The 15,480-nt window shown below is 33.3% G+C and carries 14 protein-coding genes; 9 read left to right on the forward strand and 5 right to left on the reverse strand.

All coding sequences use genetic code 11. From position 1 onward, the window contains the following. Nucleotides 1-267: 267 nt before the first annotated feature. The 4 genes from KKQ76_RS01650 to KKQ76_RS01665 all read left to right on the forward strand — a co-directional run bounded on the left by KKQ76_RS01650 (nucleotide 268) and on the right by KKQ76_RS01665 (nucleotide 4,824). Nucleotides 268-1,557 carry a TolC family protein gene (locus tag KKQ76_RS01650; protein WP_099513103.1) on the forward strand — a complete coding sequence of 430 codons (1,290 nt, stop codon included), beginning with the start codon at nucleotides 268-270 and terminating at the stop codon, nucleotides 1,555-1,557. Between the two features lie 1,238 nt (nucleotides 1,558-2,795). Then, nucleotides 2,796-3,569, forward strand: a complete 774-nt coding sequence (locus tag KKQ76_RS01655; RefSeq protein WP_213195543.1) for an HNH endonuclease — start codon at nucleotides 2,796-2,798, stop codon at nucleotides 3,567-3,569. Between the two features lie 57 nt (nucleotides 3,570-3,626). Then, the gene (locus tag KKQ76_RS01660) at nucleotides 3,627-4,142 is read left to right on the forward strand and encodes a hypothetical protein (protein WP_213195544.1); all 516 of its coding nucleotides are present in this window, start codon (nucleotides 3,627-3,629) and stop codon (nucleotides 4,140-4,142) included. 34 nt (nucleotides 4,143-4,176) lie between these two features. Then, on the forward strand, nucleotides 4,177-4,824 hold the full coding sequence (locus KKQ76_RS01665) for a DUF6266 family protein (RefSeq protein ID WP_213195545.1): 648 nt from the start codon (nucleotides 4,177-4,179) through the stop codon (nucleotides 4,822-4,824). Nucleotides 4,825-4,836: 12 nt separating this feature from the next. Here the strand turns inward: KKQ76_RS01665 and KKQ76_RS01670 are convergent, their stop codons facing one another. Then, on the reverse strand, nucleotides 4,837-7,311 hold the full coding sequence (locus KKQ76_RS01670) for a cation-translocating P-type ATPase (protein WP_213195546.1): 2,475 nt from the start codon (nucleotides 7,309-7,311) through the stop codon (nucleotides 4,837-4,839). Nucleotides 7,312-7,588: 277 nt separating this feature from the next. Here KKQ76_RS01670 and KKQ76_RS01675 point away from each other — a divergent pair, with 277 nt between their 5' ends. The 3 genes from KKQ76_RS01675 to KKQ76_RS01685 are packed head-to-tail and all read left to right on the forward strand — an operon-like array spanning nucleotide 7,589 to nucleotide 9,540. Next, complete coding sequence (locus KKQ76_RS01675; RefSeq protein WP_213195547.1) at nucleotides 7,589-8,761, forward strand: thioredoxin family protein; 1,173 nt, start codon at nucleotides 7,589-7,591, stop codon at nucleotides 8,759-8,761. A gap of 4 nt (nucleotides 8,762-8,765) precedes the next feature. Continuing rightward, nucleotides 8,766-9,332 (forward strand): DUF3575 domain-containing protein, encoded by a 567-nt coding sequence (locus KKQ76_RS01680; RefSeq protein WP_213195548.1) that lies wholly within the window; start codon nucleotides 8,766-8,768, stop codon nucleotides 9,330-9,332. A 1-nt stretch (nucleotide 9,333) separates the two neighbouring features. After that, nucleotides 9,334-9,540 carry a hypothetical protein gene (locus KKQ76_RS01685; protein ID WP_213195549.1) on the forward strand — a complete coding sequence of 69 codons (207 nt, stop codon included), beginning with the start codon at nucleotides 9,334-9,336 and terminating at the stop codon, nucleotides 9,538-9,540. A gap of 1 nt (nucleotide 9,541) precedes the next feature. Here KKQ76_RS01685 and KKQ76_RS01690 read toward each other — a convergent pair whose 3' ends face one another. Both KKQ76_RS01690 and KKQ76_RS01695 read right to left on the reverse strand, forming a co-directional pair. After that, nucleotides 9,542-10,327, reverse strand: coding sequence for a sulfite exporter TauE/SafE family protein (locus tag KKQ76_RS01690; RefSeq protein WP_213195550.1), 786 nt, complete (start codon nucleotides 10,325-10,327; stop codon nucleotides 9,542-9,544). 10 nt (nucleotides 10,328-10,337) lie between these two features. Continuing rightward, nucleotides 10,338-11,597: an exo-beta-N-acetylmuramidase NamZ family protein gene (locus tag KKQ76_RS01695; protein ID WP_213195551.1), complete on the reverse strand. Its 1,260-nt coding sequence runs from the start codon at nucleotides 11,595-11,597 to the stop codon at nucleotides 10,338-10,340. A 6-nt stretch (nucleotides 11,598-11,603) separates the two neighbouring features. On the opposite strand from KKQ76_RS01695, the gene KKQ76_RS01700 reads away from it, so the two are divergent. Together KKQ76_RS01700 and KKQ76_RS01705 are read left to right on the forward strand one after the other, a co-directional pair. Then, entirely contained in the window at nucleotides 11,604-12,833 is a 1,230-nt protein-coding gene (locus KKQ76_RS01700; protein WP_213195552.1) for an ABC transporter permease, read from the forward strand. Between the two features lie 98 nt (nucleotides 12,834-12,931). Further along, nucleotides 12,932-13,915 (forward strand): PLP-dependent cysteine synthase family protein, encoded by a 984-nt coding sequence (locus KKQ76_RS01705; protein WP_213195553.1) that lies wholly within the window; start codon nucleotides 12,932-12,934, stop codon nucleotides 13,913-13,915. Between the two features lie 154 nt (nucleotides 13,916-14,069). On the opposite strand, the gene KKQ76_RS01710 is transcribed toward KKQ76_RS01705, so the two are convergent. Together KKQ76_RS01710 and KKQ76_RS01715 are read right to left on the reverse strand one after the other, a co-directional pair. After that, nucleotides 14,070-14,747 (reverse strand): DUF2202 domain-containing protein, encoded by a 678-nt coding sequence (locus tag KKQ76_RS01710; protein WP_213195554.1) that lies wholly within the window; start codon nucleotides 14,745-14,747, stop codon nucleotides 14,070-14,072. A 139-nt stretch (nucleotides 14,748-14,886) separates the two neighbouring features. Further along, nucleotides 14,887-15,480, reverse strand: a complete 594-nt coding sequence (locus KKQ76_RS01715; protein WP_213195555.1) for a DUF2202 domain-containing protein — start codon at nucleotides 15,478-15,480, stop codon at nucleotides 14,887-14,889.

Here is a 15,480-nt window from a genome sequence, read left to right on the forward strand (position 1 = left end):
TAAATAAACTGTGAATAATAGCCGTGAGAGAATCTCACGGAATAAAAAGATAAAGATTATCAGAACTCGAAGAGTTCAATATGAATAGCCGTTGGTGAAACCTACGGGAAGAATAAGAAATTAAACACATTAGTCACATTAGAAAGAATATAGGACACAAAAAGTTCACAAAAGATGAAAATCAAAGATTTTCAAACTAATGAGCTCTAAAATATGAAGCATAGAAGCCTAGAAACTTATGTGACTAATGTGTCAAAAAAATAGCCTATGAAAACTTTAAAATATATTTTAATATTCATTTCTTCAGCAATTTTTGCCCAAAATTGGACTTTGCAAAAATCCTTGGATTATGCATTAAAGAATCATTCTTTAATCAAGCAAAGCATTCTTGAAGTTCAGAAATCCGACCGCAATATTGCTATTGCAAAAGGAAATCTTTTGCCTTCTGTGAATGCGGGAATCAATCACAATTACAGTTTTGGTTCCACGATTGACCCTTCCACAAATTCAAGAAAAACCTTGAATACGCAATACGACCAATTCAGGATTTCAATGCCGGTTGAACTATTTAATTGGAAAAATTATGGAGAAATTAGCTTAAGTAAACTCAATAAAGAAAGTTCGGAATACCGATTAAAATCTGCACAAAATGATATTTCTTTAAATGTCATTCAACAGTTTTTTCAGTATCAATACGACAAAGCGTGGTTAGAGGTTTTGCAAACCCAAATTTCAGGAATAGAGGAGCAGATCAAGCGTACCGAAAAAGAAGTGGAAATTGGAAACCGTCCGAAAAGTGATATTTACGACATCAAAGCCAATCTCGGAACGATAAAGGAACAATGGATTTCTGCACAAAATCAAAAAGAACTTTCAAGAATTATTCTTCAAAACGCCATTGGTTTGTTGGATGATAAAATTGACTTTGTCTTAAATGAAGAAAATCCTGAAAACGTACTTATCAACAATGAAGATTTCGTTCAAAAATTATTGGAAAAGAATCCACTTTATCAGAATGCCATCAAGCAAAATGAAATTGCTTCAAAAAGTATAGAACTTGCAAAATCTGATTATTATCCAAGACTTTCGGGAATGTATCAATGGTCAACTTTTTTCAGTAAAGAGTTGGGAGCTCAACCTGCAAATCAGTTTTCAGAACAGTTTAAGCAAAACAAAAATAATTACGTTTCTTTCGGTTTAGATGTTCCCATTTTTAATCGCTTTCAAACTAAAAATAGAGTAGAACTCGCAAAACTTTCCGCCGAAAACACTTCAATGGAAAAAGACAAAGTAGTTTTAGAATTGACGAAAAATCTTAAAACTATCGAAATTCAATACCGAAACGCTCAGGAGAAATACAACGCCCTCGAAGAAAATTTTGAAAATCAAAAACTGTCCTTCCAAAAATCCGAAGAAAAATATAAAGAAGGAATGATGGATGCCTACACTTTTTTTATGGTGCGAAACTCTTGGCTTCAAGCGAATTACAACTTAATAAAAAGTAGATACGATTTGATGTTGCAGAGTGAGTTAGTGAAAGTTTATTTGAAGGATTGAAAATTGTTAAGAAAGTCTTGAAGTTAACTTATAAAATCCTAAGAAATCAAAATTCTTACAACCTGCGAAAATAATATATTGGTACGAATTTACCTGCGTAATTTAACCACAGGTTTCTCATTAACCAGAGTAAATTAGATACACCCAATCCTATAACCTGGGTAAAAAAGATACAATCTAAACCTATATCTTTTCCTGTTTTTTTCTTTAAAAAGCAAATCCGTCCTAACAATGTATAAAACCTCTAGAACGCCCATCCACATTGCGTTTTCAGACTTCTAAAGAATTTCGAACTTACTACAAAATTTTAGTTGCAAGATGTGTCTTTGTGCCCACAATTTTTCAAATTGGGTTTCAAAGAATTCTTGCCTTCCTGTCGGAAAGGATTTGAAAAAACTCGGAACTCGTTTTTCTATTGTGAAAGGTGATTTTGAAAAATTGTTTTTTTGAAAAAGTGGTTTTAAAAAACGGAACTACCCACCATAGAAAATTGGAACATAAAATGAGATAAAGACATTAATTTTAAGTGTATTTAATTCAAAATATATTCATAAATTTACAATCTAAGATTTAAGCAAAAATTGTTGTATTTCACATGGTGGAATAATCGGTTACCTTGAAAATCTCCCTTTCCAAAAAATTGCCTATCAATCGGTGTTTGGAAAGATATACATATTCCTGGAGAAACCACAAACCGCTTCTTTCGAGAGGCGGTTTTTGTTTTTTATAGACTTAAGAAAACTTCTTTTTTTTAATTTCCCCATTATTATTTATTCTAAGTTCTTGGCATTGTCTTGTCTTTGTCCACCACAAAGCGATTACAAGTTTTAGCGCCCGAAAGTTTTATCCAAGAACTGAAAGCAGAGGTAGAAATAATGCTGAAAAACTTTTCTGTGTGAGCACTATTGTTAACTCCATATCTTCGAGTCAAAGTTGGGTGAAATTCGGGTTTTCTGTGGGGTTTGTTCGTGGTTTGTTCGTGTTTCCTTCGAATCAGCCTCGGAAAAGTACCATAAATTACGAACAAACCACGAACAAACCTAAAACTTGAGTAGAACTTGACCCTAACTTGATTGGGAGAAAAATGATAGGGTTTTATGATTTTTATCGCAATACGTTTTTCCGTAATGATGTTTGAAAAGGATTTGATATATTTGTTTAAAGCTTTTTATTGATAAAATTTTTTATCTTTAAAAAAAGTAGATTTTATGTAATAAATTTACATTAATTAAAAACTAATGAAACGAAAACTTTGGTCAAAGGAAGAGTTGATACTTGCATTTAATTTGTACTTAAAAACTCCTTTTGGAAAAATGCACAGTACAAATAAAGATGTGATTTATTTAGCTCATTTAATTGGTAGAACTCCAAATTCTGTAGCTTTACGTTTAGTAAATTTCGCAAGTGTAGATCCTGTTCTTAAAGCAAGAGGAATTAAAGGAATGGATGGAGGAAAAAAAATTGTTCAGCCAATTTGGGATGAGTTTTTTAACAATCAAGAAGAACTTATTTTTCTAAGTGAAAAAATTTTAGCAGAAAAAGAAAATTTTACTGTTGAACAAAAATTTGAAGAACTATTTTTTGATATCAAAGAACTTAAAGGTGAAGTGAAATTAAGAGAAATTAAAACAAGAGTAAATCAAAATGTATTTAGGCAGATGGTAATTTCTAATTATACAGGTAAATGTGCTATTTCAGGAATTGATATTCCCGAGTTACTTGTAGCTAGCCACATCGTTCCTTGGTCAATAAATGAAGAAGAAAGACTAAACCCTGAAAACGGAATTTGTTTTTCTGCTTTATATGATAAGGCTTTTGATAAAGGATTAATAGGTATTGATGAGCAATATAAAATATTACTTTCTAAAAATATTAAGAAGAATAAAGAAGCGATTTATTATGATAAATATTTTGCCCCTTTAGAAAATCAAACTTTGACTTTGCCACAAAAATATTTACCTAAAAAAGAATTTATTCAGTATCATTTAGATGTTATATTTCAGAAAATTTAAATATTTAAAATCTAAATTTAAGAATAAATCCAATTATAAATTATTTGTCAATTAAATATGGAATATCATCTAGTTTATCAACTGTTTCCTCGTTCATTTGGGATAAATGATGAAATTAAGTCAGTTATAGAGTGTTTTGAGAAGAATTACGAGAGTATAAAATCTCCTGATAATAACCTTAGCAGTGACGGAGTTTTAAAAGTTATTTCAAAAGATTTAGAAGCACTGAATTTTAGAGTAGAGAAAAGTAAACTGACTAACGATAAGATAAAAGTGCCAGTTTTATTTGGAATCAATAATCGAATAGATAAGTTTTTTGATGCAGATGCAGTTAGTGCAGATGGAAAAATAGTAATTGAAGTAGAAGCTGGTAGAGGTTATAGGAATAACCAATTTTTAAAAGATATCTTTCAGGCATGTATGATGCCGAATGTTGAATTTTTAGTAATAGCGGTACGAAATCATTATCATAATAGTGATGATTTCAAATCTATTTTTCAATTTCTTGAAACTTTATATATAAGTGGAAGATTACAACTTCCCTTGAAAGGAATTGTTTTAATAGGTTACTAAAGACAATATTAAACCACCCAAAAACTAACCAACCATGGCCATTGCAAAAGACGGAATTCTAGGAGGCTTTTCTGGGAAAGTAGGCAATATTGTAGGACTTACCTTAAATGGGGTTCCTATTATGCGAGCCGCTCCCAAAGCTTCTCAAAAACCACCCACAGAAAAACAACGCTTGCAGAGACTGAAGTTTTCTCTGGCGATAGAGTTTACAAAACCTTTTCTAGAAATTACCCAACAGTTCTTTAACCAAAGTGCTTTTTCGGGGGAGAGAAGGAATCTTTTGATTTCTTATACTTTGCAAAATGTCATTCAGGTGCAAGATGATGAGTTTACGCTGCTTTGGAACAAGTTTTTAGTTTCTAGTGGAGATTTAAGTGGTTTTCATCACTTAGACGTTACACTACTAGATGAAGCGGTGCATCTTACTTGGCAAGACAATAGTTCACAAGGATTTGCACAACCCAATGATGAGGTGCATCTTCTCTTAGTGAGTGAAAACCTAGAGCAGGTAGATTTTTTAGAAAATATAGCCCACAGAACTAGTACACAAGTTACAGTTCCTTTGCCAGATTGGACGGTAGAACATACTGCCCATTTCTATATTTTTATGAGCAATACTGCACGCAATCAATCGTGCAATAGTTTTTATCTCGGGAAGCTAGAGCAGGGTTTATTTCGCTAAGCTTTTATCTGTTTACAAAGGGTGTTTTAATCTCAATAATTTAATCATTTCAAGGATAAACAAAACACTTACCGCTCCAATAATAGACGTAAGAAAATGTTGATGACCGGGATATTCAAAACTGAAAATCTTTTGCAATACAGGGTTTCCAATCGTTAAAAAAAGTAAAGTAAAAGCAATGGTAGAAATAATCACCAAAGCTTTATTATTCTCTAAAATCACAGAAACAAAATTTCGGGTATCAGACAATGAAGTGAGAATAAGAAATACATTTCCTACAATGAGTGAAGAAAATGCGATGGCTCTCACTGCGTTATCGGAATGTCCTTCTTTTAGAGAAAGAAAATAAACCACCACTACCATTGCGAGAAGTAGAAATCCTTTCACTAGGCTAAAAGCAATTTTTCGCCAACCGAAAAAGAGTTCGTCAGGATTTCTGGGTGGTCTGTTCATAATGCCTTTTTCTTCTTGTTCAGATTCAAAAGCAATAGAACAAACAGGGTCGATAATCAATTCCATAAAAACTATATGCATCGGCATCAATAAAATAGGTAAGGAAGAATAAAATGCAGGCAATAATACCAAGCCAATAATCGGAACGTGAATGGCAAGAATGTAAGACATGGCTTTTTGAAGATTGTCAAAAATTCTTCTTCCAGAACGAATGGCGTAAACGATTGAAGCAAAATTATCATCCAATAAAACCAAGGAAGACGCTTCTCTGGCTACATCTGTTCCTTTCATTCCCATAGCAATTCCGATGTCGGCAGCTTTCAATGCAGGAGCGTCATTTACACCATCTCCTGTCATGGCGACTACTTCTCCATTGGCTTTTAAGGCTTTGATGATTTGTAGTTTTTGTTCGGGAACAATTCTTGCGAAAAGATGAGTAGTTTTTATTTTTTCTTTGAGTTCTGCATCGCTCATATTTTGGAGTTCTGCACCCGTTAAAACTTGGTCGTTGTGCTGTAAACCAATTTGATTGGCTATACTTTTGGCAGTAGCAGGAAAATCTCCAGTAATCATAATGACTTTAATTCCTGCTTTGTTGCATTCGCTGATGGCTTCTGGAACTTCTTCACGAATCGGGTCTTCAAAAGCGACTAATCCACTAAAAATAAAAGGAAATTCTTCTTGTTTTTCGGGAAGTTCAGTGGAATTTACTTCGCAATGAGCAGCTGCAAGAACTCTGTAACCATTTTCTGCCAATTGGTGAACCAAATGTGTATAACGAGCGTTTTCTTCTTCAGAAAAATGGCACAATTGGAAAATCGCTTCAGGAGCACCTTTGCAATAGGCATGACTTTGTGGATGGTTTTTAGATTTCATCACGCGAGTCATGGCAAATAATTCTTTGCTGAGTGGATATTCTTTTACCAAATCTAAATCCTCTTTTGCGAGATGCAAACTGCTGATTTCATGACCGATCGCTTTTTCCATCGGATCAATCGAATGACGCTGAGAAGCGTGAACCAAAACCGTTAAAACCTCTTGAATATTTTCTAAAGAATGTTTAAAATCTTTCTTGTAATAGAGTTTTTCACCTGAGTAAAGCGCTGCAACTTCCATTTTGTTTTGGGTAATGGTTCCTGTTTTATCACTGCAAAGAACGGTGGCAGAACCTAGTGTTTCTATAGCAGAAGGTTTGCGGGTTAATACATTGTTTTTGGATAATCGCCAAGCTCCCAATGCTAAGAAAATAGTCAATACTACAGGGAATTCTTCGGGTAGAATAGACATGGCAGAAGCCAATCCGTTCAATAAAGAATTAAGGAAATTTCCTCTCGTAAAATAAAAAGCCAGAATTACTCCAATACTGATGGCGATTCCCATTAGAAACAGACTTCTAATGAGTCTTTTCATCTCTTTTTGCAGTCGGGTGCTTTCTTGTTCTATATTTTGTAGCGAAACGCCAATTTTTCCGAATTGTGTTTCGGAACCAGTATGCGTCACTTTTGCTTTGCCCTTTCCTTGTACGATGAGTGTTCCGCTGAAAACATAAGCTTCCTTTTCTTCGGTTTTAATCACGGGAACAGATTCGCCAGTTAGTAAAGATTCGTCTATGGTAAGGTGTTGACTTTCCAATAAAATAGCATCTGCTGGAACTCGGTCTCCTTCATTTAAAATGACTACATCTTCGGGAACGACTTCTCTTCCCGGAATTCTAATTTCTTCACCATCACGAATCACCAAAGCTCGTGGAGAAGACAATTGTCTCAATGCTTCTAAAGATTTTTCGGTTTTTCTGTGTTGATAAAAGGTGATGAAAATAATAACGAAAACCCAACACAACAGAATCATTCCTTCGGTATAATCTCCCAATAAAACATAGACGAGACCACAAAACATAAGCAAGATAAACATGGGCTCTTGAATCACTTCTAAGGCAATTTGCCAAACGTTTTTCGGTTTTGCAGAAGGCAGTTCATTGAAGCCGTATTGTTTCAAAAGTTCTGCTGCTTTTTTTTGAGAAATTCCTTGTGTCATGGCATTTCACTTTTAAGATGAGAATAAATCACGGGAAAAAATGGCTGATTTTAATTGGTTTTTAATCAGTCTTTTATTCAGTTAAAGTTAAGAAAATTTTAGGATTAGAAAAAGGTTTTAGAGCAGATATCTAAGAGGTGATACTTTATGTATTCTTTCAGAATTTGTATTTCGGAAAAATGCCTTGTTATAGAGATTTTAAATTGGTATTATTTTGGTTATTAATTTTTTGTTCCCTCAAAAAATTTTATCTTCGTAGCTCAATTTTTAAATGATAATGAAAAAAATTATATTGTTCCTATTCTTGGTGATTTCTACAGCCCTTTTTTCTCAAGATGGAATAAAATTCGGAAAGCAATCTTTTGCTAAAACTCTAGAACAAGCCAAAAAAGAAAATAAACTCATTTTTTTAGATGCTTTTGCTTCATGGTGTGGTCCGTGTAAATTGTTAGACAAAAACGTTTTTCCTAAAAAAGAAGTGGGTGATTATTTCAATGCCAATTTCCTGAATCTTCACATTGACATGGAAAAAGGAGAAGGAATAGAAATTGCAAAAAAATACAGCATTTATTCTTATCCTACTTTGCTGTTCATAGACGGAGACGGAAAAGTTGTGTACAAAGCTGCAGGTTACATGAGTCCACAAGAACTCATCAGTATTGCCAAAGAAGCCGTGAATCCAGAAAATACTTTAGAAAACAAAATAGCGAAGTTTGAAGCGGGAGAAAAAGACCCAGAATTTTTAATGGGATTGATTAAAAATACGTATGCAACTGATTTTTCATTGGCTCAAAAAGTGGCTACCCGTTATTTCCAGACGAGAACAGACGCTACTTATTCTAAAGAAGAAGCAGGAATGTTACTGTTTTTCACCAAAACCATAGATGATGATTTGTATAAAATCTTCACGGCAAAAAAGGCAGAACTTTCTACGCAAATTCCAGAAAGTTATTTGGCGGAATATGATAAGCAACTCAAACTGAACACGGTTTTACAAAAATCTTTCGATGCCAATACGCAAAGCATTAATGAACCCATTTTTTTAACTGAAGGAGCAAAAATTTATGGCGAAAAAGAAGCAAAACAACTTTTAAATAAAATCAATATGGATTTGTTTTTTACTCAAAAAAAATACGATGATTACGCTAAATCTGCTTTGAATTATTATCAAAATCCAAAAGATTTTGCCACCGATGAACTCAATAATGTCGCTTGGAATTTTTACCTCTACGTTACAGATAATACTTTGTTGACTCAAGTAACACTATTGTGTTTAGAAGGTATAAAAAAGGAAGAAAATAGCCAGAATACAGATACATTAGCCAATATTTATTATAAATTGGGAGATTTTAAAAATGCTAAACTTTGGGCAAAAAAATCTATCGAAATTGCTAAAGCAAAAGGAGATGAATATGCATCAACTGAAGAGTTATTGAAAAAAATAAAGTAAAAGAATGGCGTTTAAAAAGTTTTTCTTCCTCGTTTTCATGAGTTTATTTGTTCATTATAATGCACAAACTTATGTAAAAGTCAATGGTTTCACCCTACCTGCTCTGATGTTAAATGCAGGAATAGAGACAAAACTTACGGATAAAACTACTTTTCAAGCAGATGTTTTCGTTTCTCCTTGGAAATCTGTTTTTGGAAATAGAATGCTTTTTGCTATTGGTACTTTAGAATATCGTTATTATTTTACCGAAAGTTTTAAAAATTGGTATGTGGCTGCTAATACAGGAGTTGCGATTTATAGAATGCAAAAGTATAACCATCTTAATTTGGGGATTCATCAAGAAGGATATTCTATACTTTTAGGCGGAACTGTAGGTTATGTAGTGAAAGTGAATGATAAAATTAATTTAGATATCTTTTTAGGAGGAGGAAATGCTCAGTCTTTTTATAGGTCTTATTATAATTCTTTCCCAAACATAAGAGCAGACAAAGAAGAAGGTGCTTCCATCAACAGAAGTGGAGAATGGATTCCTTATAAAGGAGGCGTAATGATTTCTTATCAAATTAAATAATATGGAAATAAAAAGTGTGAAATTTTTAGTGGTTTTGGTGATTACTTTTGTCATCGTGTTTTTGATGAATTACATTGGGAATACACAACCAGACAAATTACAAAGTGCTTTACTAAACGGACTTGGCGGAATGGTGGGACTTACCATCGGGATGTTGATTTATAATCGAAGCAAAAATGACCAATCTGGCCCGCAACATTTTGATTAAATTAAGTCCAAAAAACTTCTTTGCTGTATCGTAAAATCATCAGCATTACGATAATTAAAAATACAATTCTGATAAATCCATTGCCTTTTTTAAAGGCAATTTTTGTTCCTAGAAAGTTACCTAAAACATTGAAAACAGCCATTAAAATTGCCAGTTCTAACAAATAATTGCCGTGACTGATAAAAACCAAAAGCGCTGAAATATTGGTGATGCAGTTCACCACTTTAGCATAAGCAGAAGCCGAAAGAAAATCAAATCCTAAAATTACCACGAAAGCCAAAACAAAGAAACTTCCTGTTCCCGGTCCGAAAAATCCATCGTAGAAACCAATTACCGCTCCAATTAATGCTCCGAAAATCATTTTTTTAGCGGTGCTTAAATCTTTGGTCGCGACATTTCCTAAATCTTTTTTGATGAAAGTATAAATCGCAATCGCAATCAGAATAATTAAAATTAAAGGTTTTAATGCTTCAGAATCTAAGTAACTTACCGTTCTCGCTCCCAAAAATGAAAACAGGAAGGAAAAAAGCGAGATAGAAATCAAAACCTTCCAGTTGAAGCGAATTCTTTTGGCGTACTGCACCGCTGCAATGCTGGTTCCAGAAAGCGCTGCGATTTTATTGGTTCCAAAAAGTGTAGGCAATGCCAATTGAGGAAATTGAATCAACAAAGCGGGCAATTGTATCAAACCACCACCACCAACTATTGCATCTAAAAATCCTGCAATAAAGGCAAATGCAGCTAAAAAGAATAGCGTATAAAAACTGTAATCAGAGAAAAAATCCATTTACAATTGATTAGTTTTCGTAGAGAACATATTTGCGACGGATTTTCTCGAAATTTTCTAAATCTTTTTGCCAAGATTTTCTAATTTCTGCTTCTGGAGTTCCCGAAATAATTTGTTTGCGCAATTCATCGGTTCCTGCCAAAGTATCAAACCAAAGGTTTTTTAAGAAGAAATCTTGATTTTTTTTGTCAAAATTTTGATATGCATCGATTACGAAACTTAAATCTAATTTTCCTTTAATTTCTGGGAATTGGCGTAAATCTTTTCCATAGCATAATTTACCATTTAAGAATGGATCTTTTGCACCTGAAGTTGGTTTCGGAGTGAAAGAAAATTCCTGATTTTTTAACCAAGGACTTCCATACACTTGAAAAGGAAAATCTGTTCCTCTTCCTACAGAAACCTGCGTTCCTTCGAAGAAACAAAGACTAGGATAGAGGTTGATAGATTGATCATTCGGTAAATTAGGCGAAGGTTTTTCAGAAATTGGATATCTTTTGTTTTTGTGATAATTCAGCATTGGGATGAGTGTATATTTTACCTGCACTGCATTTTTCATCCATTTTTCGCCATTCACCATTTTTCCGTATTCGCCAATTGTTAATCCATACACTACAGGAACTTTGTGTAATCCTACGAAACTCGTCCATTTTTCCTTCAAAACAGGTCCGTCTGTATACCCATCATGAGGATTTGGACGGTCTAGAACAATGATTTCTTTGCCATTTTCTGCGGCAGCTTCCATCACATAAGTGAGTGTAGAAATGTAGGTGTAAAATCTTACGCCTACATCTTGAATGTCAAAAAGCACAATATCTACGCCTTGTAATTGTTCAGATTTTGGTTTTTTATTGTCGCCATAAAGCGAAATAATTGGCAAACCTGTTTTAGTATCAATTCCGTTTTTTACATGTTCACCAGCATCTGCAGTTCCACGGAAACCGTGTTCTGGAGCAAAAATATGTTTGATTTTGATATTATTTTGAACCAAAAAATCTACCAAATGGGTTTTATCTGCTAATAAACTGGTTTGATTGGCAACTATTGCTACGGTTTTATTTTTCAGAAGTGGCAAATAGAGTTCTGGTCTATCTGCAGCGTTTTTAAAACAATTTTCTTCTTTATTTTTTGGTTTTTCTAGAGTTAATTCTACCGTTTTTACAGGTTCTGGAGTGGGAATTGCATTGTTTTTTTGAGTGCTACAACTTTGTAACCCAAAAATCATTAGCATAATAAGAACTAAATCTTTAATTTTGACACTTAAATTCATTTGATTTTGAAATTTCCAATATATTTTTCTAAAAAAATAGCGTTCTCCAAAGATAACAAAAATAATCTTTCACGCGTGATTGTCTTCATCGGAAGGCTTTCTGTAGCGCTGGGAATTATTGTTTCATTGGTGACGGTTTCTACGGGTTTAGGCTCCAAAAAAGCCATTAAAAATCGTATGGCAGATTTTGTGGGTCACATTTCTGTGAAATCTACGAAAAGCAATTCTTCCTATAATTCTTCTGTGCTTCACCAAGAAGGATTAAATGTAAAGGGTATTCAAAATCTTCCGGACGTTTCTAACACGCAATCATATGCTACGGTTTCTGGGATTCTGAGAACCGAAGAAAACTTTGCAGGGGTTATTTTAAAAGGTGTTGCCAAAGATTTTGATGCAGAGCGTTTTCAAAGTTTTATGGTAGCTGGAGAAGTCCCGAAATTTACCGAAGAAGGCTATAACAATCAAGTTATTCTTTCTGATAAAATTGCCAATGATTTACATCTGAAACCCAAAGACAGCATAGTAGCGATTTTTTCTAAAGAAGATCAACAACCCATTTATAGAAAATTTGAAATTTCTGGAATTTACAAAACAGACATCAAAATGATAGATGATTTGTTTATCATCGGGGATATTAATCACGTGAGAAAAATTCAGGATATGGCAAAAACGGAAGTGGGAGGAGTAGATATTTTCTTGAAAGATAGTGATGATATAGATGCTGTTTATCCAAAAATTGAAAAGCTAATAGGTTACAAAAATTACGCAGAAAAAGCGACAGATAAATATCCTCAAATCGTAGATTGGATTAATATTTTTGATACCAATATCGGACTGATTATCACGATTATGCTGATTGTAGTTGTCATTAATATCATAATGGTTTTGCTTATTCTCATTATTGAGCGCACCAATTCTATTGGGATGCTGAAAACATTAGGTGCAACCAACGGACAAATTCGAGCGATTTTCATCAACTATACTTTGTTGATTATGATTCCTGGATTGATTATGGGGAATGTAATCGGTTTAGGATTTTTGGTGCTTCAAAAAATCTTCGGATTTATCAAACTCAATCCAGAGAATTACTATGTAAGCACGGTTCCTGTAGATTTAAATCCTGTTTATATTTTGGGAATTTCTGTTGGGATTTTGGCAATATCGGCTTTCGCTCTTATTTTGCCAAGTTATCTGATTTCTAAAATTTCTCCTGTAAAAGCGATTAAGTATAATTAATTATTTTCTAAAATTTAATCAATAGTTAAAGGTCAGGTTTTAATTTTTGGTCTTTTTCTAAAAATAAAAATCGTATTTTTGCGGCTCAAATTTTTACAATGAACTACGCAAAAAATATTTTAGAAACGATAGGAAATACGCCACTGGTAAAGCTAAATAAAGTTTTGGGAGAAGATTTTCCTGCATTGGTTTTAGCAAAAGTAGAAACCTTCAATCCTGGGAATTCTGTAAAAGACAGAATGGCACTTAAAATGATTGAGGATGCTGAAAAAGACGGTCGTCTGAAACCTGGAGGAACCATCATTGAAGGAACTTCTGGAAATACAGGAATGGGATTGGCTTTAGCAGCCATTATCAAAGGTTACAAGTGTATTTTCGTGACTAATTCTAAACAATCAAAAGAAAAAGCAGATATTTTACGTGCTTTAGGAGCTGAGGTAGTGGTTTGTCCTACTGATGTAAAACCTACCGATCCGCGTTCTTATTACCAAACTGCAAAAAGATTAACGGAAGAAACTGAAAACGCTTGGTATGTAAACCAATATGATAATCTTTCTAACAGAGCAGCGCATTATGAATCTACTGCACCAGAAATTTGGGAACAAACCGAAGGGAAATTGACTCATTTTGTAGTAGGAGCAGGAACAGGAGGCACGATTACAGGTTGCGGAACTTTTTTCAAAGAAAAAAGTAAAGAAATCAAAGTAATCGGAGTAGATACTTATGGTTCTATTTTGAAAGAAATTCATGAAACGGGCGAAATTCACTTAGAAAATGCTTACACTTATATTACAGAAGGAATTGGCGAAGATATTTTGCCTGAAAACTATGACATGTCTGTGATAGACCATTTCGAGAAAGTTACCGATAAAGATGGTGCTATTTATGCAAGAAAATTAGCTAAAGAAGAAGGAATTTTCTGTGGTTATTCTGCAGGAAGTGCGATTGCAGCGATTAAGCAAATGCAAGATCAATTTACCAAAGATGATATCATAGTAGTTTTGCTTCATGACCACGGCTCTAGATATGTAGGGAAAATCTACAATGATGATTGGATGAAAGAAATGGGTTGGCTAGATTAATACAAAAAAATCTATTCAAAATAAATAAAATCGGGAAGAGCAATCTTCCCGATTTTTCATATCAAATCAAAATTAAGTTCCACAATTTTCATTTTGCGAATGAATGATAGCGTCATAATCTGCCTGTGAAATAAACTGAGGAAGCTATTTTTTATTAATTCATGCAATTTCCATTTCTAAAACCGTTTCCTCTTCCTCTATTTCCTCTACCTTTTCCTTGATTTTGGCATTGCATACCAGGTTGCATACCACATTGTTCATGTTCTGCATTGATGATTTTTTCGTAATCATTTTGAGAAATATATTGTGGAACATAATTGGCATTTCTCATTTCTAAATTACGTGAAAAAGCTCTCAAATGATTTCTAGAAGCACATTCTAGAAATTTGTAAACATCGGCGATGTCTTGGTTTTGAGTTTCTTTGGTTAATCTTTGCAAGTCGTAAATATCTACATCTTCTATCGTTGCTCCAGCTTTTAAAGCTTCAATTTCTGAAACTTTTCCTTTAGCAGTTAGGTCATTGTATAATTTTTGAAGATTTTGATTTTTAAATTTTCCTTCGGGAAGAATTTCGTAAGAAATTTTATTTTGGTCTAAAAGTTCTTGTACTTTTTGTATATGCACTTTTTCACTTTCTTTGATATTGGCAAAAGGTCTAGTTTCCCATTTTGAATACAAAAAAGTGTACACATCATGTGCTAATTTTTCTTCTTCTAGCATGAATAGGAGAGAAGAAGCATCTGTTTCTTTAGTGTTTTTAGAAGTGTAATTGGTGAAAATTACCATTCCAAAAATCGCAAGAATAACTAAGGTGTAAGATTTGGTTTTCATTTCTGTGAGATTTTTATATTAGACAAAAATCATTACAGAAAGTTAAGTCGAATTTTGATTAAAATAAATGTAAAGTGCTATTAATCAATAAATTTTACCATTATTGGATGAAAATTTACCAATGAGAAAATAAAAAATTTTAGTCGTATTTTATGCTGCAAGAATTCACAGCACCATTCACAACATTTTTAAATTTTTTGCCCGAAATGTATTGATGGGTGTATTTTTCGCCTTTTTCTCTCAATGCTCTGTAATAAACAAAAAGATGATTTTTAGTGCCGCATTCTATACCATTTGCCACTTCTCTAATGCTTGATTTTTGGCTATTTTTTCTTACGATATAGATGTCATTGAGATTTAGTTCCTCTATTTTTATAGCAGTTTTCAGCGCCGAAGTTTCATCTATCGCCTCCGAAAGTAGTTGATTTTTAAGGTTTTCTGTTTCTTCTAGACTTTCATTTTCTAGAACGGTGATATTCTGTTTAGCAAGAATATTTTTCCAAATTTCAATGTGTTTTTGCTTTCTTTTGGCAATATTTCCGAAAAGATTGTTCTGATATTGTGCATAGAAATTTTCGTAAACTTCTTTTGCAATTTTCTCTTTGCCAATGAGTTGCGTAATTGTAATGATTTCTTTTTCAGAAAGTTGAGATGTAGTTCTAGCGGTTCTCGGTTGCATCAATGAACACGAAACTAAAAATAGCGAAAGTAAAAAAGCAAATACAAATTTCAT

Origin of the sequence: Cloacibacterium caeni, assembly GCF_907163105.1 — a bacterium.
GTDB lineage: Bacteria > Bacteroidota > Bacteroidia > Flavobacteriales > Weeksellaceae > Cloacibacterium > Cloacibacterium caeni_A.

Bases quoted from the DNA above. Each gene is read 5' to 3' on its own strand.
- KKQ76_RS01715 (WP_213195555.1), bottom strand. From the start codon at position 15,480: ATGAAATTTGTATTTGCTTTTTTACTTTCGCTATTTTTAGTTTCGTGT.
- KKQ76_RS01695 (WP_213195551.1), bottom strand. From the start codon at position 11,597: ATGAATTTAAGTGTCAAAATTAAAGATTTAGTTCTTATTATGCTAATG.
- KKQ76_RS01710 (WP_213195554.1), bottom strand. From the start codon at position 14,747: ATGAAAACCAAATCTTACACCTTAGTTATTCTTGCGATTTTTGGAATG.
- KKQ76_RS01690 (WP_213195550.1), bottom strand. From the start codon at position 10,327: ATGGATTTTTTCTCTGATTACAGTTTTTATACGCTATTCTTTTTAGCT.
- KKQ76_RS01680 (WP_213195548.1), top strand. From the start codon at position 8,766: ATGGCGTTTAAAAAGTTTTTCTTCCTCGTTTTCATGAGTTTATTTGTT.
- KKQ76_RS01655 (WP_213195543.1), top strand. From the start codon at position 2,796: ATGAAACGAAAACTTTGGTCAAAGGAAGAGTTGATACTTGCATTTAAT.
- KKQ76_RS01675 (WP_213195547.1), top strand. From the start codon at position 7,589: ATGAAAAAAATTATATTGTTCCTATTCTTGGTGATTTCTACAGCCCTT.
- KKQ76_RS01685 (WP_213195549.1), top strand. From the start codon at position 9,334: ATGGAAATAAAAAGTGTGAAATTTTTAGTGGTTTTGGTGATTACTTTT.
- KKQ76_RS01650 (WP_099513103.1), top strand. From the start codon at position 268: ATGAAAACTTTAAAATATATTTTAATATTCATTTCTTCAGCAATTTTT.
- KKQ76_RS01705 (WP_213195553.1), top strand. From the start codon at position 12,932: ATGAACTACGCAAAAAATATTTTAGAAACGATAGGAAATACGCCACTG.
- KKQ76_RS01670 (WP_213195546.1), bottom strand. From the start codon at position 7,311: ATGACACAAGGAATTTCTCAAAAAAAAGCAGCAGAACTTTTGAAACAA.
- KKQ76_RS01665 (WP_213195545.1), top strand. From the start codon at position 4,177: ATGGCCATTGCAAAAGACGGAATTCTAGGAGGCTTTTCTGGGAAAGTA.
- KKQ76_RS01660 (WP_213195544.1), top strand. From the start codon at position 3,627: ATGGAATATCATCTAGTTTATCAACTGTTTCCTCGTTCATTTGGGATA.